Raw genomic sequence first — 24,575 nt, 5'->3', positions numbered from 1 at the left:
GGGCTCAGCAGCGGAGCGTCGGCGTGAGCGGGGAGGCCGCGCCGCCGTTGGCGCGGTCCACGCTGGATCGGGCGGCGCACCGGCGGGGTGACTCGCAGTGGTTGACAGAGGCGTGGTTGCGGGCCAGGGTGCTGCTGCTCGACTCGACCGACGAGGGGCGGACGCTGGCTCGCACCGAGACGTCGCCTCCGACCCTTGTGCTGTTCGGGGCGGGTGACGTGCCGGTCGGCTCCGAGTCGAACGCGATGTTCCTGGGTGTGGAGCCGGACGGGGTGCCGGTCTTCGCTGTCGACACACCGCTGCCGACCATCCCGGGAACACGGGCGGTCCACCTCCGGGAGGTGGGTCACCTGCTCGCCGACCGGGAGGCCGGCATCTTCACCACAGCGTTGGCGCTCGTCAACTGGCACACCCGACACGCGTACTCCACGAGCACCGGCGCGCCGACCGCGATGGACGAGGCCGGTTGGTCCCGGGTGGACCGCAACGGCGGGCGGATCTGGCCGCGTACCGACCCGGCGATGATCGTGCTCGTTCACGACGGTGTGGACGGCCCGGACGGCCGCTGCCTGCTCGGCAACAACGCCGGCTGGCAGGGCACCCCGGGTGGTCGGCGCTACTCCTGCCTGGCCGGCTACGTGGAGCCGGGCGAGTCGGCGGAGGCTGCCGTGCTGCGCGAGGTCCGCGAGGAGGTGGGCGTCGGGGTCGAGCACATCGGGTACGTGGGCAGCCAGGCCTGGCCGTTTCCCGGCTCGCTGATGCTTGGTTTTCTGGCCACCGCGAACCCGACCGAGCCGGTGCGGGTCGACCCGTCCGAGATCGCGTACGCCCGGTGGTTCTCCCGGCGGGAGATCGGGGCGGCCTTGGCCGGGCAGACGGTGGACGTGGGCGACGGGGCCCGGCTGATCCTGCCGCCCCCGTCGTCGATCGCGCTGTTCCTCATCCACCGCTGGCTGGACGGTTGGGTGGACGCCGACCGCTGAGCACGGTCCCGGCCCGTGGCCGCCGTTGCCGCGGCGGTCACGGGCCGGGAACACGGGCCGTCGTGGTCGGTGGGTGCGAATGAACGCGGCGGGGGAGCCGGTCCGACCACGACGGACGACCTGTGGAATCAGGTGCCGGCGCGACCCGGTCTGTGTCGGAAGGCGGGCCGCGGCTCGACCAGCGGCAGGACCTTGACCCGTTGTTTGCCGGCGCGGACCGCGCCGACGGTGGCCAAAGCGCGGGCCAACAGCAGCGCGGCGTCCCGGTCCTCGGCGTGCACCGTCTGCCGGCGTGGCTCGGGCGTGGTGGTCTCGTCGCGAAGGCGGTGGCCGTCCGCCCAGGCGGCGGCGATGTCTCCGTCAGCGACGGCGCGGATGTCGGTGCGAACGATCAGGAACCGCATGAGGGTCTCCGGATGAACCGCGACGAAAGAGCCAGTGTGGAAGTTCCACGTTCTCGAGGGTCATGTTACGCCGCGTGTTCGTCCCAGCAACTGAAACGCGCCTATCGGTTTTGAGGCTCGTCCGATCGGCGGATGGCTGCTCAGCGGGGTCGACGGGTCGCTTCCGCACGGACCGGTGCCGCGACGCGACGGGGCCGCCGGCATGACGCCGACGGCCCCGCACCAGTGTCCGAATCAGTTCAGGTCGAACTGGCCCTTCTTGGTTCCGGTGAGGAAACCGAGCCATCCCGCGCGGTTGAACAGCAGCACCGGACCGCCCCGGTCCTTGCTGTCGCGCAGGGCGACGGCCGACGGGCCGGTGGCGAGCGGGGCCACCTCCACACAGTTGGAGGTCTGGCTGCGGGTGCTGGTACGCCACGGGGCGTCCGCCAACGAGTGGGCGGAAACGGACGGTGTGTTGCGGATGTCGTTCATGGTTCTGCTCCTGATGTGCAGCGATCCGATGGGACGAGTGGTGCCGCACGTTCCAACGGAAGGTCCCCCGTGGATCACCGGTCCGTCAGTCGCCCCGATTCACGGCGGCGTTGGATCGGCGCCGTTGCCGGCCCGAACGCCACTGTGGATGGGGGCCCCGCCTCGGTCAGCCGTCCCGTCGCCTCGATCAGCCAGGAGAGGGTGTCCGAAGCGTTAAGTGCCGCCGTGCATAGCCACTCGAACACTACTTTATAGCGATTTAGCGTGATTGAGTCGGTCGACATGACGTCGGTGAAGCCACCTTCGATGGCCAATGTCTCCGGATCGAGGGGATCGGCGAACCGATAGACGGAGAAGGCAGTCGGCGGAAGGTACCAATTGGGGATCTGGGTGTCTCTCGGCAACACGTGCAGAGCCACGTTTGGTAGCAGCGCCAACTCGCAGAGTTGGAGCAGTTGCTCGTGCAACACCTCCGGCGGCCCGGCCCGGCGGCCGAGAGCCGCCTCCTCCAGAACTGCCGTGTAGCGGGGAGGGTGTGGTTCCCGGGTCAGCAGCGACTGGCGGGCCTGCCGCGCCTGCACCTCGGTCTCCGGCTCGTCGCCGGGTTTCGGCTCGCCCGCGCCCGCACTCACCTGCCGAGCCGACACGATCCGCAGCTCGGCGTACCCGGGGGTCTGCAACAGGCCCGGCACCAGCACCGGGTTGTATTCGCAGATCTCCGCGCAACCCGCCTCCAACTCCGCCCAGCCGCGCTGTTGCTGGGTCATCACCGGGAAGTTCTTCAACCAGCCGCGCATGTCGCCGGCCTCGTTGGTGATGCCCAGCAGCTCGTCGTGCAGCGCCTGGTCCGCGCCGTAGAGGTCGAGCAGGTCACCGACGTCCTGCGGGTCCGGCCGGCTGCGGCCGTTCTCCAAACGCGACAGTTTGGATGCGGAGGCCCAACCGATACGCTCGATGACCTGATCGCCAGTAAGGCCTGCGGCCTCACGCAGGCGGCGCAGCTCGACGCCCAACCGGCGACGACGCAGGATTGGGCTGGGTGCGGCAGGAGGCACAGTGTCCTCTTTCCCGTCGTCCGCCGCAGACGCGACGGTAACTGTATGAAATTCGCCCCCCACGGTCAGTATGGACGGCGCGACCGGTGTCGGAGGTTCCGGCGAGGGCGTGTCTTGCGAAAATCGGACCACGGGAATGCCGGCTGACGACGGACCCGCGGTCGCAGCCCGCCGACCTCGCCCATCTGGGCAGGCCATCCCGCCGGAGGGACCCCATGCGCACGATCCTGCGCCGACCCGACTTCCGTCTGCTGTTCGGCGGCCTGCTGGCCAGCATGACGGCCGAGTCGATCCTGCTGCTCGCACTCGCCATCTGGGTCAAGGATCTGACCGGCTCGAACGGGTTGGCCGGCGCCACGATCTTCGCGGTCATCGCGCCGATGACGCTGGCACCGCTCGTCGGCTGGGTCGTCGACCGTTACCCGCGCCGGCCGTTCTTCCTCGCCGCGAACGTGGTGACGGCCGTACTGCTCGCCCCGCTGTTCACCGTCCGCGACGCGGGCGACGTCTGGATCGTCTACCTGGTGGCCGCCCTGTACGGACTCTCGTCGATCACGCTCGGCGCGGCGCTCAGTGGGCTCATCCGCGAGATGGTGCCGGTCGAGCTGCTGGCCGAGGCGAACGGCGTGCTCCAGACCGTACGCCAGGGGATACGCCTGGTCGGTCCGCTTGTCGGCGCGGCGCTCTACGCGGCGCTCGGCGGCTGGGTGCTCGCGGGAATCGGCATGGTCGGATTTCTGACCGCGGCGGCGGTGGTGACAGCACTACCCACCCCGCAACAACTGCCGCCGGCCGAACGGCTGCGGTGGCCGGCCGAGCTGGGCGCCGGAGTGCGGCACCTGGCCGGCGAGCCGGCCCTGCGGCGGGCCCTGCTCGGATACGGGCTCGGATCACTGGTGATGGGTTTCAGCGAGTCGCTCATCTTCGCGTACGTCGACCAGGGGCTGAACCGGGATGCCGCGTTCGTGGGCGTCCTGGTCACCGTGCAGGGTGTGGGTGGGTTGCTCGGCGGGCTGTGCTCACCGACGCTGGTCCGCCGGATCGGCGAGGTCGGCACGCTGGCCGCCGGGGTCGCCTTCTTCTCGCCGGCCGCGCTCGCGCTCGCGTACCCCGATCTGCGGTTGGGGTTCGTGGCGGTGCTGCTGGCCGGGGTCTCGCTCCCGCTGACGATGGTCGGTCTGCACACGCTCATCCAGCGCCGCACCCCGCCCTCGCTCGTCGGCCGCGTCGCCGCCGCCACCCGGGCGATGGTCAGCGGGCCGCAGGCAATCTCCATCGGGGCGGGTGCCCTGCTGGTCGGGTTCCTCGACTACCGGCTGCTGTTCGTGCTGGTCGGGATGGCCACCCTGGCCGCCGGGACCTACCTGTGGCGGGGCCGGCACCTGAGCGCGCCGACCACCGGAGCCCGCCCGCCGACACCACCCGACCCCCCGACGCTCCCCGCCCCCCGCCGACCGACCGAGGACACCGACCGAGCCGAGGGCCCGGCGGCCACCGACAGTCACCGCCGTGACCCGCTCCGGAACACGACGAGCGGCCGCCCCGGGCGGGGCGGCCGCTCACCGAGAATGAAACGGCAGATCAGGCGTTGAGCGTCTCCAGGTGTTGCTTGACCTGGACGATCGAGGGATTCGTCAGGGCGCTGCCGTCAGCGAAGCGCAGCGTCGGCACCGTCTGGTTGCCACCGTTGACGCTCATCACGAACTCCGCGGCCTTCGGGTCCTGCTCGATGTCGACCACCTCGTACCCGATGCCCTCCCGGTCGAGCTGCGACTTCAACCGGTGGCAGTAGCCGCACCAGGGGGTGGAATACATCGTCAGCATCCTCGGATCCTCCAACTCCTCCGGCCCCGACTTGCCGATCAAGCCGAGGCTGTTCGCTGCAACGCTGAGAGGAGCTGAGATGATTCCTGGTTGTGGCGGTTCACTCAGCGTCGGAACAGGTGCTCGCCGGGCTTGACCCGGAGCAGCGCTCCGCGGTGACCGCACCCGCCGGCCCGGTCTGCATCCTGGCCGGCGCCGGCACCGGCAAGACCCGGGCGATCACCTCCCGAGTCGCCCACCGGGCGCTCACCGGTGAGATCTCCCCCCGGCACGTGCTCGCTGTCACCTTCACCGCCCGCGCCGCCGCCGAAATGCGACACCGTCTCACGGTGCTCGGGGCGCACGGTGTCCAGGCGCGGACCTTCCACGCGGCCGCGCTGCGCCAGGTGCGCTACTTCGCGCCCCGGCTGCTGGCCGGGCGCGCCATGCCCGAACTGCTGGACAGCAAGGTCCGACTGGTCACCCTCGCCGCAGCCCGGGTCGGCCTGCGTACCGACCGGGCCGCCGCCCGCGACCTGGCCGGGGAGATCGAGTGGGCGAAGTCGTCGCTCGTCGAGCCGACCGACTACGTGGTCGCCGCCGCCCGGGCCCTGCGCGACACACCACACGAGCCGACGAAGGTCGCCGACGTGTTCACCGCGTACGAGCAGATCAAACGCTCGAACGGCGTGATCGACTTCGAGGACATGCTGCGGGCCGCCGTGTGGGGCATCGAGGAGCACCCGGACGTCGCCGAACAGGTCCGGGGCCAGTACCGGCACTTCGTGGTCGACGAGTACCAGGACGTCAACCCGCTCCAGCAGCGGCTGCTGGACGCCTGGCTGGGTGGCCGGGACGACCTGACAGTGGTCGGGGACGCCAGCCAGACGATCTACTCGTTCACCGGGGCCACCTCCGCGTACCTGGTCGACTTCCCCCGCCGACACCGCCGCGCCACAGTCGTCCGGCTGGTCCGTGACTACCGCTCCACCCCGCAGGTGGTCGGGCTGGCCAACGCGGTCATCGCCCAGGCCCGGGGCACCGAGGCACGCCTGCGGCTCGAGTTGAGCGGGCAACGCCCACCCGGCCCCGAGCCGGACCTGCGGATCTTCACCGACGAGCCGGCGGAGGCGAACGCGGTGGCCGCGCGCTGCCGGTCACTCGTCGACGCGGGCACGCCGGCGAAGGAGATCGCCGTACTGTTCCGCGTCAACGCCCAGTCCGAGGCGTACGAGAAGGCGCTCACCGAGGCCGGCGTGCCGTACGTCGTGCAGGGGGCCGAGCGGTTCTTCGAACGCACCGAGGTGCGCCAGGCGATGGTCGCGCTGCGCGCCGCCACCCGCTCGATCCCGGGGGAGACACCGCTGCCGGTCGCCGTCGTCGAGGCGCTCACCGCCGTCGGTTGGGCCCCCGACGCGCCCCCGTCCGGCGGCGCCGCCCGCGAGCGGTGGGAGGCGCTGTCCGCGCTGGTCCAGCTCGCCGAGGAGTACGCGGCCACCCCCGAGGTCGTGCCGATCGGCGAGGCCGCCTCGGTGGAGCGCCCGGTCACCCTCACCGACTTCACCGAGGAGTTGGCGCGTCGGGCCGCCCAGCAGCACGTCCCGACGGTGGACGGCGTGACGCTGGCGTCCCTGCACTCCGCCAAGGGGTTGGAGTGGGACGCCGTCTTCCTGGTCGGCCTCGCCGAGGGCACCCTGCCCACCACGTACGCCAAGACCGTCGAGCAGGTCGAGGAGGAACGCCGGCTGCTCTACGTCGGGATCACCCGCGCCCGGGAGTGGCTCTGGCTGTCGTACGCCGCCGCGCGCTCGCCGGGCGGCCGGGCCCGGCGGCCGTCGCGGTTCCTGCCCCAACTGGACCGCTCCGGCGGCACCGAACGGGCGACTGGTGGCGCCGGCCCGGTCCGGCGTCCCGAACGGCGGCGAACCCAGATCGTCTCCTGCCGGATCTGCGGTGCCACCCTGCTCGCCGGGCCGGACCGCAAGCTCGGCCGCTGCCCCACCTGCCCGTCCGACATAGATGATGAGCTGCACGAACGGCTGCGCGACTGGCGGCAGCGGGTGGCCGCTGCGCAGAAGGTTCCCGCCTACGTGGTGTTCACCGACGCGACGTTGATCGCGTTGGCCGAGCGGCGGCCGGGCCGGTCCGAGGAGTTGATCGCCATCGCCGGTATCGGCCCTCGAAAGCTGGGCCTCTACGGGGAGTCGGTGCTGTCCCTCGTGGCCGGTGCCGGGGTGGACGATGTCTGCCCGGAGAAAACTTTCGAAATCTCGTCGTAAATTCGTTTGCCCTCGCCCCGGCGCGAGGAATAGCCTCAGAACACACCACGCGAGCGGCGCCATTCCGGCTGCTCACAAGGTCGGTCCAGTCGATTCGAGGAACGTGAGGGAGGTGGCACCGTGAAGATCTTCACCTATGAGCGTCTGACGGCGATGCCGTCTGCCTGCGCTCCGCTGTCGGCTGTCCGGGTGGCCCTCGCGGCTGCACGACCGTCGGTTCCACAGGTGCACCAGGTTCAGGCCGAGCTGACCCTGACCGTCGCGCCCGCTGGAGTCGAGGGGACCAGTGGCATCACGGGCAATGGCATCCGGGTCGCCAAGAAGCGCATGGATGTCCGCGGCGTTCCACCTCGAGGTAAACCGGTCTGACCATCAGACTCCGGCTCACCTCGAGGCCGCGGAACCCGCTTACCGGGATCCGCGGCCTCAGTTTTTTGCCCGCCGTACGTACGTCGGAATGCGATCCACGAGATCGAAGTGAGAGAGAGGTGACCGGGAGATGAGTCTGGCGTTGGCCCCCCTCGACGTGAGCGTCGAGCTGGAGGCGAACCTGCCCTGCCGGAAGTTCGACCCCGACCTGTGGTTCTCGGACTCGCCCACCGAGCTCGAGCTGGCCAAGTCGCTCTGCGGGGACTGCCCGCTGCGCGTCGAGTGCCTGGCCGGAGCCGTTGAGCGAGCGGAGCCCTGGGGCGTCTGGGGCGGCGAGATCTTCGAGCGTGGCGCGGTCGTCCCGCGTAAGCGGCCCCGTGGCCGTCCGCGTAAGGAGGACGTCGCCCGTGACGCCGAGCTTCGGGTCGAGGCCGAGGCGCGCCTGGCGGCCAGTGGGCTGTCCGAGGTGCGAGGCGCGGTCCGGCTGGCAGCCTGACATGTTCCCGACCCGTCCCAACTACGCCGGTGGCACACCGGCAGTGAGTGAGAAAACGATGTTGAACGTTCCGAGTGGAGCCTTCGAGATGCAACTACTCCACGAAGCGTTGACCAGGGCTCGAATGCGCCGGCCTCAGGCCGGTCGTACCACCACGAGCACTGAGGCAGCCCGATCCGCCCGTACCGTCGCCATGACCGGCCGCAACCAGGCGGCTCGCGACCTGGGCATTCTCTAGTACCACTTCACACAGAAGGGCGGGTGCCGATCGGCACCCGCCCTTCCGCACGTCGTCCGGCGGGTCTCGGCGTCGTGGGACGCGCGGGCCTCGGCCCTGTCAGGCGCTCGGGCCTTGGCGTTGTCAGACGACCGGAGCGAAGCCGGGCAGCCAGCGCTCCAGGATGCTCCGGTAGGGGGCCTTCGCCTCCAACTGGCAGAGCACCCCGATCGACCCGAGCGTCACCCGGTGAATCAGCAGGTACGACGGGGGCAGGTTGAGCTGCCTGCTCAGCTGGTACGTGGGGGATCGTGGGCTGGCCAGTCGCCCCGCCTCGGCGCGTAGCCAGGCCCGGGTGAACCGGAAGCCGTCCGCCGCGATGGGTTCCAACATGGGGCGCATGAAGTCGAGCACCCCCTCGGCGTCGATCTCCTCGGCCGCGCCGATGAACCCCTCCGACCGCAACCCCGCCACCACCTCGTCGGCGTCGCCGCGCAGGGCCATCGCGGCGATACGACCGATCGGCTCCGGGGTGCCCTCCGGCATCCGGGCCACCGCACCGAAGTCGATCACACCGAGCCGGCCGTCGGGCAGCAGCCGGAAGTTTCCCGGGTGCGGGTCGGCGTGCAGCAGCCCAGCCCGCTGCGGTGCGGAGAGGTGCAGGGTGGCCATCAACCGGCCCGCCTCGTCCCGTTCCTCCTCGGTGCCGTCCCGGATGATGTCGGCCAGCGGGGTGCCCGTCATCCACTCGGTGACCAGCACCCGGGGCGAGGCGTTCACCACTTCCGGGATGTAGATCTCCGGATCGCCGGCGTACGCGGCGGCGAAGGTGCGCTGCGACTCCGCCTCCAGCTCGTAGTCCAACTCCTCGGTGATCCGTTCGCGCAGCTCGGCCAGGAGCGGCTTGACGTCCAGGCCGGGTTGGATGGCCCGGAACATTCCGCCCAGTCGGGACAGCTGCTTGAGGTCGGCGAGCAGGGCGTCGCCGGCCCCCGGATATTGGATCTTGACGGCCACGTCGCGGCTGTGCGGTGCCCCCGACTCGTCGAAGCCGGGCTCGCGCCACCGCGCCCGGTGCACCTGGCCGATGCTCGCCGCGGCGGCCGGGACGTCGTTGAACTCGACGAACAGGTCCCGCCAGTCGGGACCGAGCTGCTCGGCCAGCACCTTGTGCACGCTTGCGGCCGGCAGCGGCGGCGCCGCCTCCTGCAGCTTCGTCAGCGCCTGCCGGTAGGGCGCGGCGATCTCCTCCGGCAACGCCGCCTCAAAGACCGACAGCGCCTGCCCGAACTTCATCGCCCCACCCTTGAGCTGGCCCAACACGCTGAACAGTTGCTCGGCGGTGCGCTGTTGGATCTCCGCGGAGATCACGTCGGAGGCGAGCCCGGTGACGCGCTTTCCCATGCCGAGGACGGTCCGGCCGGCGAAGCCGAGCGGCAGGGCGGCGAGCTTGGCGGTGCGGGACACGGCGCGGCGCGGGATGTCGGTCACTCGGTCATTGTTACCGACCGGAGGGCCCCGCTGCTGCTCTGCGGCCGGGCTGGTGCGGACACTCGGCCTCGCGAGCACCCACACGACGGGTGTGGCGGCCAACCCCGACGACGAAAACGGCCGGTGCCGTTGATCTCCATGGCACCACCGAGCGTCTCCGGATCACCGCCATCCAGCTGTGTCAGCGCCTCGGTCAACGCGTACCCGCAGGCGACGAGCAGGGTGCCTGTCGTTCCGGCGGCCACCGGGTCGGCGGCGGCGAGTTGAGCGGCGAGCCGCGGCCAGTCCGGGTCGCGATCGGCCCGGTGCAACTCCACGCAGTGCAGGCAGGGCCCGGCGGGTGGGCGGACCATCGGCCCGATCACCGGTACGCCTTCGCGCAACGTGACCAGCAGGTGCACCTGCCGACGCTGGGCGAGACCGGCGGCGAGCAGCGCGGGAGGTCGGTCCGTGCCGAGCTGGATCACCAGGTCGATCTGCCCGGCCCGGCTCGGGTGGGTGCCGGTGCCCGGTGCGACACGGTTGACAGCGGCCCGCACCGCCGCTGTCAGCGGGTGACCCAGCTCGGTGGCGGGGATGCCCGTACCGATCAGGTCGACGGGGCGTACCGAGCCGCTGAGCTGGGGAATCACCTGCCCCACGCCGGCCTGGGCCAGTGCCACAGTCAGCGGCCCGCCGAGCCCTCCGGCGCCGGTGAGCAGCACCCGGGCCGCCCGCCGCCGACGCAGGACCTGCGCGGGGGTGCCGGGCAGTCGGGCGGCGGCCAGGGCCAGCGCTCCGGCCTCGGCCGCGAGCCGGGCCCGGACCGGGCCGGTCAGGTCACGGGGGAGCAGGCTGTGCGCGGGCACCAACAGGCCGGCGGCCCGCAGGGTGTCGAGCAGGGTACGTGCGTCGTCGGCGCTGACCCGGGCGGTCGCCGCCTGGGCCAGCACGGTGCGCTCGCTACGCGTGCCGTCGAGCAGGTCGAGCAGGTGGGCGGCGCGGGGGTTGGCCAGTTCCACCAGGACGGCCGGCCCAGGGCCGACGCCGAGCTGGAGTGTGTGCCGGTCCCGCCAGAGCCGGTTGAGGCCGGGTAGCAGGGTCGGGCGGGGCAGTGCAGTGCGGCTCATGGTCACGAATCGTGACCGCAACTTCGCTTTCGGTCGATCGTTGTCCACAGGCGTTCAAGCCGCTGTCCAGCGCTATCCACAGGGTTTGACGGGTTTTCCACAGCCTGCCGTGCCTGGTGTCGGTCACCCGACAGGACACCGGGTGCGGCGTTCCCGATCTGCAACGGGGGTGGCGTGGCCACCGGCCACCCCACCCCCGTCCACCCGTTCGGGTCAGACCTTGGCCTTGCCCAGGATGCGGTTCACTGTTGTTCCGCATACCGGACACTTGCCCTTGGCCATGTTCATTCCGGTCTTCGAGACCTCGACGTGCCCCTCGAAGTCCCGCTTCTCCTTGCACTTCACGCAGTAACCGTTGTAGGTCGTCTGGGCCTGGTCGGCCACGGTGCCCTCCTCGTCTCGTCCGCCGGTCAATGCCGTTCCGGCGGGGTGCCCGGCGGCGGGCCACACGGGGCGCCGGCGCTGGGTCTCACTCCGCGGCCACCTTCGTGACCGCTGGTCCGCGGACCCTACCCAGGTCTGGGCGGTTCCATGTCAGCTGTGCATCGACACTGTGAGCAAGTCGACGTCGAGAGTGTGCATGGCGAAATAGGTCGGATAAGTCAGTTTGGCGGGGACACGCCGACCAAACCCTGACAGCCACCCGTGCGAGTGCCCCCGCGGCGCCATCCGGGACGCTGATCACCTACGGTGGGGACAGGCCGCGCACCGGCGACATCGTCGTTCACGAAGGGTGACGAGATGTCGCGATAGCGCTGTAGTCAAGAAATTTTCGGGACGCCTGGCGACCAATCACCATTTTCTGGGCGCGTGTCGTGCGGTTGACTCTTGCGGACCCCTGGTCAGTACGCATTAGCTTGCCTGCGTGACACGTAGTCGAGGCTGCGCGGGCCAGTGATGGCGGGGACGCGTAAGCCGGTCGTCGAGGTGCGGCGCAGTCAGCGCCGACGACGTACGGTGTCCGCGTACCGTGACGGTGAGCGAGTGGTAGTCCTCATCCCCGACCAGTTCTCCCGCGCCGAGGAGAGCGAGTGGGTCGACCGGATGCTCGCCCGGCTCGCCGCCCGGGAGGGCCGCCTCGCCCGCTCCGACGCCGAGCTGCTGGCCCGCGCCAACCGGCTCATCGACCTCTATTTACCGGGGTACGCCACCAAGGCGGTGCCGGCAAGCGTCCGCTGGGTCACCAACCAGAACGGCCGATGGGGCTCCTGCACGCCCGCGGACCGCAGCATCCGAATCTCCCATCGCGTCCAGGAGATGCCCGACTGGGTGATCGACTACGTGGTGCTGCACGAGTTGGCGCACCTCATCGTGCCCAGCCACAACGCCCGGTTCTGGGCGTTGGTCGGTCGCTACCCCAAGGCGGAACGCGCCCGCGGCTACCTCGAAGGAGTAGCAGCCTGCGCGCCGCTCACCACCTGATCGGTCTAGATCCACTCGCCTTCCTGGATGCCGCGCTATCCGGGCTGCCGGGACACCGCGACTTCAGTCGATCATGCGGGGTTGGCCCTGGACAGGTTGGCCCTGGACAGGTTGGCCTTGGTCGGTTGGCCTTGGCCGGGTGGGGTGGCTGGGTGAGGTGGGGCGCTAGGGTCGGGGGATGGCGCGACGGGTGGTGGTGGCGTTGCTCGGGCCGGTGCACTGGTCGCCGCCCGGCGTCGACCTGGCGGAATGGCGGGCGGCGCTCGCCGAAGACGTCATCGACCTGCTCGCCACGCTCAACGAGGTGGAGGTCGCGGTAGCGGTGACCCCGGCCGACCGGGCGCTCGCCGATGCGCTGGTGTGGCCCGGCACTGCGGTGTACGAGGTGGCCGAGCCGACGCCGAACGCCGTGTTCGCCGCGCTGGAGGGGTACGACCAGGCGGCAGTGCTGGTCAGTGACGTGCCTGACCTGCCCGCCCTGACCGTCGGCAAGCTGCTCCGCCCACTCACCACCCGACCTGTCGCGGTGGCTCCGGTGGAGGGAGGCGGTCCGGGTCTGCTCGGTGTCGCGGTACGACTGCCCGCGCCGGCCTGGTTGCCGACGCTGGAACTGGACTCCGCTACGCCGGCTGAGGCGCGCGCCAACGCCCCGCGCCCTGGTGACGTGGCTGTCACGGCGGGCTGGCGACGACTGCGCGGCCCGGCTGACCTGGCCACGCTTGACCCCGCCTTCGAGGGGTGGGAAGCGACGCGCGCACTTCTCTCCGGGCCCGGTCGACCCGCCTGAACCGTCACACCGCCAGCTCACGAGACGCGCGCCACCACCGACCCGGACCCGTCGACAGCGCGCCCGGGTGCTCGCCGTCGATCATGCGGGCACCCGGGCGCGGGCCGTCGTCGCGCGGACGTCAGGACTTGGCGTCGTCCTCGCCGTCGGTCTTGTCGGCCGGGCCGGCCGGACCCGACTGACCGGGAGCCTTCTCCTCGATGCCGCCGGGGGCGGTGAAGTCGAAGCTGTCCAGCTCGCTGAGGTCCATGTCGTTCATCGCGAAGGCGACCGGATCGGCGAAGTCGTCGTCCGACGGGAGCAGGTCCGGGTGGCCCCAGACGGCGTCGCGCCCCTCGATGCCACGGTGCTCGGTGAGCGCTGCCCAGAGCGCCGCTGCCTCACGCAGCCGGCGTGGGCGCAGTTCCAGGCCGACGAGTGCGGCGAAGGTCTGCTCGGCGGGGCCGCCGGCGGCCCGGCGACGGCGGAACGCCTCGCCCAACCGGACGACGTTCGGCAGTCGGTCGCTGGCGGCGCTGTCCACGACGTGGCACACCCAGCCCTCGACCAGGGCGAGTGCGGTCTCGAGGCGGGCCAGGGAGGCCTTCTGCGCCGGGGTGTCCTCCGGGGTGAAGATGCCTTCCAGGGCGATCGCCTGCATCGACTCGGGGTCGGTCGGGTCGACCCGGCCCATCGCCTCCTCGATCGCCTCCCGGTTGACCCGGATGCCCGAGGCGTACATCTCGACAGCGCTGAGCACATGCCCGCGCAGCCACGGGACGTGCTGGAACAGCCGCTGGTGGGCGGCCTCGCGCAGCGCCACGTAGAGGCGGACCTCATCCTCGGGCAGCTCCAGGCCCTGGCCGTACGCCCGGATGTTCGCCGGGATCAGCGCGGCCGTGCCGGCCGGGCCGAGCGGCAGCCCGATGTCGCCGGCGGAGAGCACCTCCGCGGCGAGCGAGCCGAGGGCCTGGCCCAGCTGACCGCCGAAGAGCGCGCCACCGAGGGAGGCCACCATCGACTGCATCGGGCCGAGTTGGGCGCGTGCCTCCGGTGGCACCAGGTCACCCATCGCGCCGACCATCCGGCTGGCGACCGGGTCGCAGAGCTTGCGCCACACGTCGAGCGTCTTGAAGATCCACTCGTTGCGGTTCCAGGCAATCGGGTTCTGGATGCCGGAGGGCCACGCCGAGGCGGGTTCCAACCACAGGTCGGCGAGGCGCAGGGCCTCCTCGACCGCGTTGCGCTCGTACATCGACACCGCCGGGTCACCGGCGGCCGAGAGTTGGCTGGCTGCTACCTGCCGGGCCAGGTCCCAGTTGACCGGACCGCTGCCCGGGGCGGAGAGCAGGTGCTGCAACTGCGACATGAACTGCTGCATCTGCGCGGGATCGTTGGGGTCTGGTGGCTGCCCACCCGGGAGCGCGAAACCGAACGGAATATCAGGCACGACACCTACGGTACGCGGACCGCGCCCCAGGTAGCCGCCGCTGGCGTTGCGCTGAGGGCGAAGTCGCGCGGCGCATCCGGCAGGCGACCCGCGACCGGTCGGTACGCTCTGCGGCATGAGACGTCGTGGCCTGACGGTGCTGCTCGGTGCCCTGTTCACCGCCCTGTTGAGCATCGGGGTGCTCCGGGTGCCGATTCCGTACGTGGTGCTGGGCCCGGGGCCGACTGTCAACACCCTCGGTACGACCGACGGTAAGGAGGTCATCCAGGTCTCGGGTCGGGAGACCTCCACCTCGGCCGGCCAGTTGCGGCTGACCACGGTGGGGGTGCAGCCCACCGTGCGGTTGCGGGGGGCGCTCGCCGGCTGGTTCTCCGACGACGAGGCGGTGGTGCCGCGTGAGCTGGTCTACCCACCGGGGGAGTCGACGGAGCAGGTCGAGCAGCGCAACGCCGAGGACTTCAAGGCGTCGCAGACCAGCGCGGAGACCGCCGCTCTGCGGGAGTTGGGCTTTCCGGTGCAGGTGGTGATCAAGACGGTGGCCGGGGACGGCCCGGCGGCGGGGGCGTTGAAGGCCGGCGATCTGATCACCTCGGTCGACGGTCAGCCGGTGCCGGTGGCCGCGAAGGTCACCGAGTTGGTCCGGGCCCGGCCGGCGGGCACGGCGTTGACAATCGGCTACACCCGGGACGGCGTGCCGGCCACCGCGACGGTGACCAGTAAGGAGCAGGACGGCCGACCGCGGATCGGTGTCGAGATCGATCAGCAGCAGCCGCATCCGTTCACGCTCGGCATCGACCTGGGGGACATCGGTGGGCCGAGCGCCGGTCTGATGTTCGCCCTGGGGATCGTGGACAAGTTGACCCCGGCCGACCTCACCGGCGGCAAGATCATCGCCGGTACCGGCACCATCGACGACGAGGGTGCCGTCGGCCCGATCGGCGGGATCGCCCAGAAGCTCGTCGGCGCCAAGCGCGCCGGGGCCAAGGTCTTCCTGGTGCCCGCCGACAACTGCGCGGAGGCGGTCCGCAACCCGCAGCCGGATCTGCCGCTGTTGCGGGTGGGCTCGTTGGACGAGGCGATGACCGCGTTGGAGACGTTGCGCGGGGGCGGTCAGCCGACGCGTTGCTGACCGGTGTGACCGTGCCCCGACACGCTCAGGAACACCCCGTACTCTGGGTGCCCTGGTCGGAGCCGATCATATCGAGCGTGCGGAGCCAACAGTGGTCATGCGTAGCAGCAGCCCCCTTCCGAGGATGAGCCGGCGCGGGCGCGTCACCATCGCTGTCCTGGTCGGGGTGTTCGTGCTCTTCACCCTGCTCGGATGGGGTGTCCAGGCGTGGACCGACTGGCTCTGGTTCGACGAGGTCCGCTACACCGAGGTCTTCACCGGTGTCCTGCTCACCCGGTTGCTGCTCTTCCTCGCCGTCGGCCTCGGCATGGCGGTGATCGTCGGTGGCAACCTGTGGCTGGCCTACCGGTTGCGCCCGCGTCTGCGTCCGCACTCGGTGGAGCAGGCGACACTGGAGCGCTACCGGATGGTGCTCAGCCCGCGTCTCGGCACCTGGATCTCGCTGACCGCCGCTGTGGTCGGGCTCTTCGCGGGTCTCTCCGCGCAGAACCGGTGGAACCAGTGGTTGCTGTTCCGCAACGGCGGTGACTTCGGCGTCAAGGACCCGGAGTTCGGGATCGACATCGGCTTCTACGTGTTCCAGTTGCCGTTCTGGCGTTACCTGCTCGGGGTGGCCTTCACCGCTGTGGTGCTGGCCGTGATCGGCGCGCTGGCGGTGCACTACCTCTTCGGCGGGGTCCGCCTGCAGGGCGTCGGCGACCGGATGAGCAACGCGGCCCGCGCGCACCTGAGCACCCTGGTCGCGGTCTTCGTGCTGTTGAAGGCCATCGCGTACGTGTTGGACCGGCGGGCCATGCTGCTGGAGTACAACGAGGGCGCCAAGTTGTACGGCGCCGGTTACGCCGACGTCAACGCGTTGCTGCCGGCGAAGGAGATCCTCGCCTACATCTCGATCGTGGTGGCGATCGCGATCCTCGTGTTCTCCAACGCCTGGATGCGCAACCTGGTGTGGCCGGGGATCTCGCTGGCGCTGCTCGGCGTGTCCGCGGTGGCCATCGGCGGCATCTACCCCTGGGCGGTGCAGACGTTCGAGGTCAAGCCGAGCGCCAAGGACAAGGAAGCCCCGTACATCCAGCGCAGCATCGACGCGACGCGGGCGGCGTTCGGGTTGGGGGCCACCGAGACGACCCCGTACGCGGCGAACAACCTCACCCCACCGGGCAACCTGGCCACCGACACGTCCGTGGTGTCGAACGTGCGGCTGCTCGACCCGCAACTGGTCAGTGAGACGTACACCCAGCTCCAGCAGGTGCGTGGCTTCTACGACTTCGGTCCGAAGCTGGACATCGACAGGTACGGGGTGAACGGCAAGGTGTCCGACTACGTGGTCGGCGTCCGGGAGATCAACTACGGCGAGTTGACCGACCAGCAGAACACCTGGATCAACCGGCACACCGTCTACACCCACGGGTACGGGCTGGTGGCCGCCCCGGCCAACCAGGTGGTCTGCGGTGGTCAACCGTTCTTCGTCTCCGGCTTCCTCGGGGAGAAGACCCAGGAGGCGTGCTCGTCGCAGACCGAGCAGATCCCGGCCAAGCAGCCGCGCATCTACTACGGCGAGCGGATGGCTGCCGACGACTACGCGATCGTCGGGCAGGCCGACCCGAACAAGAAGGCCGAGTTCGACAGGCCGGTCGGCGAGGGCGGCGGCGAGTCGTACACCTACACCGGTGAGGGCGGTGTGGAGATCGGCTCCTTCACCCGGCGGCTGCTGTACGCCATCAAGGAGCAGGAGTCGAACTTCCTGCTCTCCGAGGCGATCAACGACGACTCCAAGCTGCTCTACGTGCGTAACCCGCGCGACCGGGTGGAGAAGGTCGCGCCGTTCCTCACCCTGGACGGCGACCCGTACCCGGCGGTGGTCGACGGTCGGGTGCAGTGGATCGTCGACGGCTACACGACGGCGGCCTCCTACCCGTACGCGGAGAAGGTCAACCTGCAGACCGAGACCACCGACGAGTTGACCAACCGGGGCACCTTCCAGCTGGCCCGGGAAGACGTCAACTACATGCGGAACTCGGTGAAGGCCACAGTCGACGCGTACGACGGCACTGTGAAGCTCTACGAGTACGACGACACCGACCCGGTGCTCAAGGCGTGGAACAAGGCGTTCGGCGGTGACCTGGTGCTGCCGAAGGCGGAGATCCCGGTCGAGCTGACCGAGCACCTGCGCTACCCGGCGGACATGTTCAAGGTGCAGCGCAACCTGCTCACCAAGTTCCACGTGACCAACCCGGGTGACTTCTACTCCGCGCAGGACTTCTGGCAGGTGCCGAACGTGCCGGACGCCCCGGACAGCGGTCAGAAGCAGCCTCCGTACTACCTGTTCACCCAGTTCCCGGGTCAGGAGAGCCCCCGGTTCCAGCTCACCTCGGCGGTCACCCCGAACGGCCGGCAGAACCTCGCCGCGCTGATCTCCGGGTCGTACGTCGACGGGCAGCCCCGGCTGGAGGTGCTGGAGTTGCCGGATCAGACCCGGATCTCCGGCCCGGTGCAGGTGCACCAGCAGATGACCAACAACGCGAACATCCGCCAGCAGCTCAACCTGCTCTCGAGCAACCAGGCGCAGGTCCAGTACGGCAACCTGCTCTCGTTGCCCTTCGCCGACGGCATGCTCTACGTCGAGCCGGTCTATGTGAAGAGCAACCAGCAGGACGCGTACCCGCTGTTGCAGAAGGTGCTGCTCTCGTACGGTGACGGTGGCTCCTTCGTGGCGCTCGCCGACAACATCAACGACGGCATCAAGCAGTTGGTCGAGCAGGGCAAGAAGGCGGGGCAGGGCACGTCGCCGCCGCCAACGACCGGGGGCAACCCGACGACGCCCACGCCGACGCCTTCGGGGACTGGTGCGCCGACGCCGGCACCGACTCCGAGCGCCGGCACGCCCCCGCCGGCGGGTGACCTGGCTGCCGCCGCGGACCGGGTGCAGACCGCGATCACCGAGGTCCGGGCCGCGCAGACGTCCGGTGACTTCGAGCGGTACGGCCGGGCGCTGAAGGCCCTCGACGAGGCGCTCACCGCGTTCCAGCAGGCGCAGCAGGCCGCCGGTGGGCCGGGTGCCAGCCCGAGTGCGGGAGGCTGACCCGCCACCGCACGTAGTACCTCCCGAGCCCCCGTCGTTCGGACCGCACCAGGTCCGCACGGCGGGGGCTCAGCCGTTGTCCTGATCTTTCGGTGACTGTCACGTCACTGACAGCACCGTCCAGCCCCGCAACCTGCGACGCCGGTCCGCCGTCCTCCTTGCGACGGGGTGGGAACGAGGGGGGTCAGCCGTGCGGGACGCGCAGAGCTTCGACGACTTCTACCGCAGCACCGCTCGGCGGATGCTGCGGTACGGCTATGCGGTCGCTGGCGACCACAGTGAGGCCCAGGACCTGGTGCAGGAGGCGTACACCCGGGCCTGGCGGCAGTGGGGGCGACTGTCGTCGCATCCGGCGCCGGAGGCCTGGCTGCGGCTCGTGGTGGCCCGGCTGGCGACCGACCGCTGGCGGCGCCTGCACCGTTGGCGGGTGGTGTTGAGCCGTACCGGACCACCGGCGGTCGCACCGCCGCCGGGCGAGGACGGGGTGCTCCTGGTCGGAGCGCTCCGGCAGTTGCCCGCCACGCACCGGCAGGCGCTGGCCCTGCACTACCTCTTCGACATGTCCGTCGAGGAGATCGCCCGGGAGACCGACGTCCCGGTCGGCACAGTGAAGTCCTGGTTGTCCCGTGGCCGGTCCCGGCTGGCCGCGCTGCTGCCCGACCTCAACGCCGTGGAGTTGGAGGCGAACGATGTCAGTTGAACTGTCTGACCTGTACCGGTCTCTCGGCACCGTAGCGGACGGCCACGAGCTGACCCATCCGGAGTCGCTGCGGCGGTTCGCCGACCGGCGGGCCCGCGCCCGGATAGCCGGCTCGACGCTCGCGGTGGCGCTGCTCGTCGGCGCGGTGGCCGTTGGTGGGCGACTGGCGTACCCGGCGGACGACTCCGCACCACTGCCTCCGCCGGCGGACACACCTGCACCGGTGCGGACCGGGGCGACCGAGACCTCCCGTCCTTCACCCACGCCGCCCCCGGCGTCGGGTCCGTCGTCCGAGCCGCCGTCGCGGACCACCCCCGGTGGTACGACGTCGCAGCCGGCCACCGGCCCGGCGGCGCCTCGGCCGCCCACCTCGATCCCGGACCGCGCGTTCTTCGTGCTGGCGGCCCCGAATCGGACCGGACTGGAATCGTCCGGGGACGGCCCTGCGCTGCCGACGCTGTGCGGCACGCGCCTGTCCAGCGACTCGGCGCTCGTTCAGCGTCGTGGCCGCTACCTGGCCTACAAGTTGCCGGACACGCCGGCGGGGAACGTGCCGGACGGCAGTTACCGGCACACGATCACCATCTACCGGGCCGGCCGCGCCGACGACGTGTTGCGGGAGCTGCGGCAGGCCGTGCGCGGCTGCCCCGACCAGAAGCTGCCCGACGACAGCAGGACGTGGCGACAGCGCCTGCTGGCCTCGGGCGGGTACGGGGACGAGTCGGTGCTGTTCGAGATGCGGGCCCCGATGCCGGAGGGGATGGGCGAGCCGGGTACGGACGAGGTTCGGCTGGTCCGGGCGGTCCGGGTCGGCGACGTGGTGACGGTGCTCTGGGAGCAGGGTTGGGAGTACACGACGGCAGTGCGGACCCAGGTCGACGCGGACAGTCGACGGGCGGTCGCGGCGATCGAGAACTGGCTCGACTGAGAAGGCGCAGGTCAGGGGTCTCGACGGAAGCGGTATCGGAGTCGCTTTGCGGTGTCCCGGGTCGGTGCGCTACGGTTAGCGAACCGACGCGGGGTGGAGCAGCTCGGTAGCTCGCTGGGCTCATAACCCAGAGGTCGCAGGTTCAAATCCTGTCCCCGCTACGACAGCAACACCAGTTCGAAAGCCCGTCTCCGGTTCGCCGGGGCGGGCTTTCGACATTCTGGCCGACTGTCGCACCGGGTTGGTGACCCCCGCTGATCATCGCCGGACCGCATGGGATAGTCTTAACAAGTCGACGCGGGGTGGAGCAGCTCGGTAGCTCGCTGGGCTCATAACCCAGAGGTCGCAGGTTCAAATCCTGTCCCCGCTACCACTGAAAGTGATATGAGTCCGGCCCCCACAGTGTGGGGGCCGGACTTTTTGGTGCCGGTGCGTGTGGAGGGCCCGAGGGGGCCGGCGCCGCGTCGGCACCGGCCCCCGCTGGTTCTACCGCAGGCCGAAGGCCCTGGTGACGGTCTGGGTGACGCCGCCACCGTTGCGCTGCCTGGCGGTGACCCGGATCGACACGAACTCGGCCCGGTGCGGCGCGTTCAACGACGCCCGCCAGGTGCCCTTCTTCGCCGTCAGGTCCTGCCGCTGCCAGGTCGCCCCGTCGTCGTAGGAGATCTCCAACCGGAGTGACGACACGCCGTCCCGAGCCGCGGTGCTGCCCACCACCACCGGCGTGATCGCGAAGTCGGTTCGGCGCTTCGTCCGACCCGCGACGTCCACGTCGGTGCCGTAGTCCAGTTGGACCAGCGGGATGGCCTGCACCTCGGTGGTGCCGCCGGAGACGAAGCTCCATTCGGTGTGCGTGGCGGTCGAGTACGGGCTGAACTCCGGCTTGCCGGTGGTGTCGACGACCAGCCGGTACGGCAGTTTCTCCGGCGACAGTTCACCGGCGCCGACCTCGGGCCAACCGTCGAAACGGGTCAGCTGCTTGTCGCCCTGATAGAACGTGGCGATCTGCGACATGCTGGCCCCGCCGCTGTGCGCGGCGCCCGCGTCGCCGAACCCCTGGATGTACGCGCTCATCGCCGTCTCACCACGGAACGGGATCTCGGTGCTGAGCAGCCGTGGCCGCGTGATCGGCCCGAACCACCGGTCCTTCTGGACGCTGCCCGGCCGGTAGGCGATGGCCTCCGTGTTGGACCGTGCCCAGTCGGCGACGTCGGCGTACTGCATCCACCTGATGCCGCCACCCGCCGAGACCCAGTCGGTACGCGGCCCCGGCGCGACCGGTGCGAACGGGAACGGCCGCGCTGCCGCGTACTCGTACGGCGGGAAGTCCATCCGTGTCTCGCTGGACTGCTTACCCGGGGGAGGAGAGAAGGTGAGATCGATCCGGGCGAGGTGGCGCGGGTCGGTCCTGGCGGACGGATCGTTCGGCACCCCGCCCAGGTGGTAGTCCACCAGGTCGTACAGGTACGTCGCCCTGGGGTGGGCGAGCACGACGAGTCGTAGCGGGTTGCGGCCCGAGGCGGTGATCTTCTGGATCAGCGCCTCGCCCTCGTCCATCGTCACCGAGGCCACCGGGATCGGCCCGGTCGTCACGGCGTCGGGGTTGCCGTACCACTCGCTCGTGCGGCCCGCCCGGTCGTTGACCACGACGAGCATCGCCGCCCCGGCGGTGTGTGCCGCCGCTGCCTGATCCGCCGGGGTCACCGAGTCGTTGCCGCGCACGACCACGGCTCTGCCGCGGGCGGGAAGACCGGCGTAGTCGGCGCTGCCGCCGGGGCCCGCGAAGACGGCGTCCAGGCGCGAGGTGCCGTCGGGCAGTGGCGGGGTGCCCGGCTGCGCGAGGGGTTCGCTGAGGTGCCGGCCGTGGTAGCTGATCGCCAGCGGCGTCTGCGCGGCCCGGATGCGGGTGGTGAAGACGAAGCTGCCCTTCTTCACCTTGCCGGCGGTCGGTAGGGCCCACAGGCTGTCGTAGGTGGCGCCCGGCCAGAACGTCTCGCGCAGCGCGCTCCAGTCGGTGGGGGTCGGCTCCTTCGAGGTGAACGAGCGGTAGACGTCGATCCTGCTGTTGACGATCGCTGTCGGCTGGGGTGTCGCCACCTTCACCTGGCGGGCCCGTGCGGCGTCGAGGTTCACGACCCGGTTGGTGCTGAGGTCGACCTCGGGGGCGGTGAGCATCGCGAGCCCGAGGGAGCGGGGTCCGTGCAGGCCCTCCACGTCGGCCGCCGTGACGACCGTGTACGAGCCGGGCGTCAGGCGGGCGGTGAGCGTGCCGTCCGGCACCCACATGAAGGCGGAGCCGGTGTCGGCGTTCACCACCTCGACCTCGCCGCTCATGGGTCGGCCGGAGCGGTCCTTGAGGTGGATGGTGAGGTCGTACTTCTTGGATTCGACGGCGACCCCGACGGCGGTGTGCACCTCACCGGCCGCGAAGCGGGCCGTGACCTGGGCGGAGTACCTGCCGGCGGACAGACCGGCCGGGGTCACCACGACGTCGACGGTAGCGCTCGCCCGAGCGGGCACCGTGACGCGCTCGGCGGTCGCCGTGAACGTCTGCGCGGGAGAGGTGCCGCTGTCGACGGAGACCGCCACAGCGATCGGGCTGTCAGTGGTGTTGGTGTAGGTGATCGTCCGCTTCACCGGCTGTGGGGTGCTGCCCCAACCGACGAGTCCGGCGTCCACCGAACCGGTCGCGACGATCTGATCCTGGTGGTAGGCGGCGGCGACGTTCAACCGGCCGCTACCGGCCTGGTAGGCGTTGTAGTCGGGGGTGCGGACGCTCGTGCTCATCAGCGCGTCCTTGAGCTGCCGCGCACTCCAGGTCGGGTGCTTCTGCACCAGCAGTGCGGCCGCCCCCGCGACGTGCGGCGCCGCCATCGAGGTGCCACTGTCGACGTGGTAGTAACCCTCACCCCAGGTGATGTGCTGCGAGCGGGCCGCCAGCACGTTCACGCCGGGAGCGGTCATGTCGGGCTTGAGGGCCTCGTCGTTCAACCGTGGTCCGACGCTGGAGAAGTCCGCCAGGTGGTCGGAGGTGTCCACCGCGCCGATGGTCAGTGCGGCGTCCGCGGTGCCCGGCGCACCGAGGGTGTACGGATCTGGTCCGCTGTTGCCGGCGGCGACGACGAAGAGCGCGCCCGTCTCGGCGGTCAGTTGGTTGACGGCCTGGCTCAGCGGGTCGTCCTGGTTGTGCCACGCGCTCACGCCGAGGCTCATATTGACAACTTTGGCGTGCTCGGCCCGCGCCGCCCACTCCATGCCCGCGATGATCCCCGAGATCGATCCGCTGCCGTACTCGTCGAGGACCTTGCCGATCACCAGGTCGGCGTCGTACGCCACGCCCCGTTCCTTGCCGTCGGATGCGGCGCCCGTCCCGGCCACGGTGCTGGCGGTGTGGGTGCCGTGCCCGTTCCGGTCGATCACGTCCTGGCCGGCGATGAAGCTCCTGGAGGCCACCACCCGGTCGGCGAGATCCGGGTGGGTGGTGTCCACCCCGCTGTCCAGGACGGCGACCCGGACACCGCTGCCGGTGCCACCCGCGGCCCACGCCGCTGGCGCGCCGATCTGGGCGGTGGTGTCGGCAAGGGTGGCCTTCGCCTTGCCGTCGAGCCACACCTTGTCGACACCGGCGGCGAAGGTGGGTGCCGGGGTGGCAGCGCTGCGGCCGGTCGGCGACTGCCCTTCGGTGAGGGCCGACCAGAAGTCCGCGGCCTGCGATCGGCGGGCGCGGATCGCCTCGCCACGGACGGAGGGAAGCTCCAGCGTGGTCTGCGCACCCGGCAGCGTGCGGCCGGTCCTGAGCTTCGCCGAGGCCGTCGTGCGGGTCACGATCAGGGGGAGTTCGGCGGTCCGCGCGTCGTCGTAGCCCTGGGCGACGAGCTGGGTGACGTCGAACAGTTGCTTGTCGAGTCGACCGGTGGCGAGGTACGGCACCGCCTCGTCCGGGTACACGAAGGTGTCCCGGCCCTCGGTGGAGATACGCACCGAGCCGGTGGCACCCGGCGCGCGCCTGACGTCCACCGAGGGCGGTGCGCCGTGGACGCCCGGGGTCACCGTGACGCGGTCGCCGGTGATCAGCGTGACAGTGACGGGGTTTCGGTCCGCGTTGCCGCTCGGCGCGGGCCTTGTCGGCGGGGGTGTGGGCGGTGGGGCGCCGTGCGCCGACGTGGGGGTGAGGAGGGCGGCGACGACTGTGACGCCCACCGCTGCCGCCGCAGATCTTCGGGTGCGAGAGATCCACGTACTGTCCACAGAGTTGACCATGAGGCAAATCCGATCACCTCAAGACATTCATGTAAAGATCATCATCTTTGCCGGTACGTTGCGAGCACGTTGCCTGCCGGCCGGGGAACGCCTGGCGACTCCGGTCCCGTGAATCGGCGTGGACCGACGTGCCGAGTTTGCGTCAGTCGGCGAGGATG

The 24,575-nt window shown here is 70.6% G+C and carries 19 protein-coding genes, 2 tRNA genes and 1 pseudogene; 13 read left to right on the top strand and 9 right to left on the bottom strand.

What is annotated here, in order from left to right:
• The first annotated feature begins 23 nt into the window (after positions 1 to 23).
• On the top strand, positions 24 to 983 hold the full coding sequence (gene nudC, locus ABZ406_RS06120) for an NAD(+) diphosphatase (RefSeq protein ID WP_357756212.1): 960 nt from the start codon (positions 24 to 26) through the stop codon (positions 981 to 983).
• Between the two features lie 128 nt (positions 984 to 1,111).
• Here the strand turns inward: nudC and ABZ406_RS06115 are convergent, their stop codons facing one another.
• The 3 genes from ABZ406_RS06115 to ABZ406_RS06105 form a co-directional block, all read right to left on the bottom strand.
• The gene (locus ABZ406_RS06115; protein ID WP_357756211.1) at positions 1,112 to 1,387 is read right to left on the bottom strand and encodes a hypothetical protein; all 276 of its coding nucleotides are present in this window, start codon (positions 1,385 to 1,387) and stop codon (positions 1,112 to 1,114) included.
• Between the two features lie 234 nt (positions 1,388 to 1,621).
• The gene (locus ABZ406_RS06110; RefSeq protein ID WP_357756210.1) at positions 1,622 to 1,861 is read right to left on the bottom strand and encodes a DUF397 domain-containing protein; all 240 of its coding nucleotides are present in this window, start codon (positions 1,859 to 1,861) and stop codon (positions 1,622 to 1,624) included.
• A 74-nt stretch (positions 1,862 to 1,935) separates the two neighbouring features.
• The gene (locus ABZ406_RS06105; protein WP_357756209.1) at positions 1,936 to 2,916 is read right to left on the bottom strand and encodes a helix-turn-helix transcriptional regulator; all 981 of its coding nucleotides are present in this window, start codon (positions 2,914 to 2,916) and stop codon (positions 1,936 to 1,938) included.
• A 215-nt stretch (positions 2,917 to 3,131) separates the two neighbouring features.
• On the opposite strand from ABZ406_RS06105, the pseudogene ABZ406_RS06100 reads away from it, so the two are divergent.
• Positions 3,132 to 4,373, top strand: a pseudogene (locus ABZ406_RS06100) (MFS transporter); the annotation flags it as partial.
• A gap of 124 nt (positions 4,374 to 4,497) precedes the next feature.
• Here the strand turns inward: ABZ406_RS06100 and ABZ406_RS06095 are convergent.
• Positions 4,498 to 4,740, bottom strand: a complete 243-nt coding sequence (locus ABZ406_RS06095; RefSeq protein ID WP_112583695.1) for a mycoredoxin — start codon at positions 4,738 to 4,740, stop codon at positions 4,498 to 4,500.
• A gap of 92 nt (positions 4,741 to 4,832) precedes the next feature.
• On the opposite strand from ABZ406_RS06095, the gene ABZ406_RS06090 reads away from it, so the two are divergent.
• The 3 genes from ABZ406_RS06090 to ABZ406_RS06080 all read left to right on the top strand — a co-directional run bounded on the left by ABZ406_RS06090 (position 4,833) and on the right by ABZ406_RS06080 (position 7,863).
• Entirely contained in the window at positions 4,833 to 6,998 is a 2,166-nt protein-coding gene (locus ABZ406_RS06090; protein WP_357756208.1) for an ATP-dependent DNA helicase UvrD2, read from the top strand.
• Positions 6,999 to 7,118: 120 nt separating this feature from the next.
• Positions 7,119 to 7,367, top strand: coding sequence for a hypothetical protein (locus ABZ406_RS06085; protein ID WP_357756207.1), 249 nt, complete (start codon positions 7,119 to 7,121; stop codon positions 7,365 to 7,367).
• A 130-nt stretch (positions 7,368 to 7,497) separates the two neighbouring features.
• Positions 7,498 to 7,863, top strand: coding sequence for a WhiB family transcriptional regulator (locus ABZ406_RS06080; protein ID WP_357756206.1), 366 nt, complete (start codon positions 7,498 to 7,500; stop codon positions 7,861 to 7,863).
• Between the two features lie 361 nt (positions 7,864 to 8,224).
• On the opposite strand, the gene ABZ406_RS06075 is transcribed toward ABZ406_RS06080, so the two are convergent.
• From ABZ406_RS06075 to ABZ406_RS06065, 3 genes are all read right to left on the bottom strand, one after another.
• Positions 8,225 to 9,571, bottom strand: coding sequence for an AarF/ABC1/UbiB kinase family protein (locus tag ABZ406_RS06075; protein WP_357756205.1), 1,347 nt, complete (start codon positions 9,569 to 9,571; stop codon positions 8,225 to 8,227).
• Positions 9,568 to 10,680, bottom strand: a complete 1,113-nt coding sequence (locus ABZ406_RS06070; protein WP_357756204.1) for a TOMM precursor leader peptide-binding protein — start codon at positions 10,678 to 10,680, stop codon at positions 9,568 to 9,570. Before ABZ406_RS06070 ends, ABZ406_RS06075 begins: the two co-directional genes overlap by 4 nt.
• A gap of 213 nt (positions 10,681 to 10,893) precedes the next feature.
• Positions 10,894 to 11,064, bottom strand: coding sequence for a DUF5679 domain-containing protein (locus ABZ406_RS06065; protein ID WP_167457767.1), 171 nt, complete (start codon positions 11,062 to 11,064; stop codon positions 10,894 to 10,896).
• A gap of 513 nt (positions 11,065 to 11,577) precedes the next feature.
• On the opposite strand from ABZ406_RS06065, the gene ABZ406_RS06060 reads away from it, so the two are divergent.
• On the top strand, positions 11,578 to 12,102 hold the full coding sequence (locus ABZ406_RS06060; protein ID WP_357756203.1) for a M48 family metallopeptidase: 525 nt from the start codon (positions 11,578 to 11,580) through the stop codon (positions 12,100 to 12,102).
• Positions 12,103 to 12,280: 178 nt separating this feature from the next.
• A complete protein-coding gene (locus ABZ406_RS06055; RefSeq protein WP_357756202.1) occupies positions 12,281 to 12,889 on the top strand; it encodes a hypothetical protein in 609 nt (202 codons plus the stop codon).
• Positions 12,890 to 13,010: 121 nt separating this feature from the next.
• Here the strand turns inward: ABZ406_RS06055 and ABZ406_RS06050 are convergent, their stop codons facing one another.
• The gene (locus ABZ406_RS06050) at positions 13,011 to 14,318 is read right to left on the bottom strand and encodes a zinc-dependent metalloprotease (protein ID WP_357756201.1); all 1,308 of its coding nucleotides are present in this window, start codon (positions 14,316 to 14,318) and stop codon (positions 13,011 to 13,013) included.
• A 115-nt stretch (positions 14,319 to 14,433) separates the two neighbouring features.
• Between ABZ406_RS06050 and ABZ406_RS06045 the strand changes: the two genes are divergently transcribed.
• From ABZ406_RS06045 to ABZ406_RS06020, 6 genes are all read left to right on the top strand, one after another.
• Positions 14,434 to 15,447 carry a PDZ domain-containing protein gene (locus ABZ406_RS06045; RefSeq protein ID WP_357756200.1) on the top strand — a complete coding sequence of 338 codons (1,014 nt, stop codon included), beginning with the start codon at positions 14,434 to 14,436 and terminating at the stop codon, positions 15,445 to 15,447.
• A gap of 97 nt (positions 15,448 to 15,544) precedes the next feature.
• On the top strand, positions 15,545 to 18,529 hold the full coding sequence (locus ABZ406_RS06040; protein ID WP_357756199.1) for a UPF0182 family protein: 2,985 nt from the start codon (positions 15,545 to 15,547) through the stop codon (positions 18,527 to 18,529).
• A gap of 190 nt (positions 18,530 to 18,719) precedes the next feature.
• Entirely contained in the window at positions 18,720 to 19,229 is a 510-nt protein-coding gene (locus tag ABZ406_RS06035) for a SigE family RNA polymerase sigma factor (protein WP_357756198.1), read from the top strand.
• The gene (locus tag ABZ406_RS06030) at positions 19,219 to 20,157 is read left to right on the top strand and encodes a hypothetical protein (RefSeq protein WP_357756197.1); all 939 of its coding nucleotides are present in this window, start codon (positions 19,219 to 19,221) and stop codon (positions 20,155 to 20,157) included. The genes ABZ406_RS06035 and ABZ406_RS06030 overlap by 11 nt, the downstream gene beginning before the upstream one ends.
• 87 nt (positions 20,158 to 20,244) lie before the next feature.
• Positions 20,245 to 20,318: transfer RNA gene (locus ABZ406_RS06025), tRNA-Met, on the top strand.
• Between the two features lie 135 nt (positions 20,319 to 20,453).
• Positions 20,454 to 20,530, top strand: a tRNA-Met gene (locus ABZ406_RS06020).
• Between the two features lie 113 nt (positions 20,531 to 20,643).
• Here ABZ406_RS06020 and ABZ406_RS06015 read toward each other — a convergent pair.
• Positions 20,644 to 24,405 (bottom strand): S8 family serine peptidase, encoded by a 3,762-nt coding sequence (locus ABZ406_RS06015; protein WP_357756196.1) that lies wholly within the window; start codon positions 24,403 to 24,405, stop codon positions 20,644 to 20,646.
• Between the last annotated feature and the right edge of the window lie 170 nt (positions 24,406 to 24,575).

The organism is Micromonospora sp. NPDC005710, assembly GCF_040630995.1.
Lineage (GTDB): Bacteria > Actinomycetota > Actinomycetes > Mycobacteriales > Micromonosporaceae > Micromonospora.
Note: the sequence above shows the minus strand (reverse complement) of the source record. Positions and strands in the feature narration are given on the sequence as shown.

Excerpts from the sequence above, each read along its gene's own strand:
- ABZ406_RS06040 (WP_357756199.1), top strand. The coding sequence starts at position 15,545 with ATGCGTAGCAGCAGCCCCCTTCCGAGGATGAGCCGGCGCGGGCGCGTC.
- ABZ406_RS06070 (WP_357756204.1), bottom strand. The coding sequence starts at position 10,680 with ATGAGCCGCACTGCACTGCCCCGCCCGACCCTGCTACCCGGCCTCAAC.
- ABZ406_RS06060 (WP_357756203.1), top strand. The coding sequence starts at position 11,578 with ATGGCGGGGACGCGTAAGCCGGTCGTCGAGGTGCGGCGCAGTCAGCGC.
- ABZ406_RS06030 (WP_357756197.1), top strand. The coding sequence starts at position 19,219 with ATGTCAGTTGAACTGTCTGACCTGTACCGGTCTCTCGGCACCGTAGCG.
- ABZ406_RS06055 (WP_357756202.1), top strand. The coding sequence starts at position 12,281 with ATGGCGCGACGGGTGGTGGTGGCGTTGCTCGGGCCGGTGCACTGGTCG.
- ABZ406_RS06080 (WP_357756206.1), top strand. The coding sequence starts at position 7,498 with ATGAGTCTGGCGTTGGCCCCCCTCGACGTGAGCGTCGAGCTGGAGGCG.
- ABZ406_RS06110 (WP_357756210.1), bottom strand. The coding sequence starts at position 1,861 with ATGAACGACATCCGCAACACACCGTCCGTTTCCGCCCACTCGTTGGCG.
- ABZ406_RS06095 (WP_112583695.1), bottom strand. The coding sequence starts at position 4,740 with ATGCTGACGATGTATTCCACCCCCTGGTGCGGCTACTGCCACCGGTTG.
- ABZ406_RS06045 (WP_357756200.1), top strand. The coding sequence starts at position 14,434 with ATGAGACGTCGTGGCCTGACGGTGCTGCTCGGTGCCCTGTTCACCGCC.
- ABZ406_RS06115 (WP_357756211.1), bottom strand. The coding sequence starts at position 1,387 with ATGCGGTTCCTGATCGTTCGCACCGACATCCGCGCCGTCGCTGACGGA.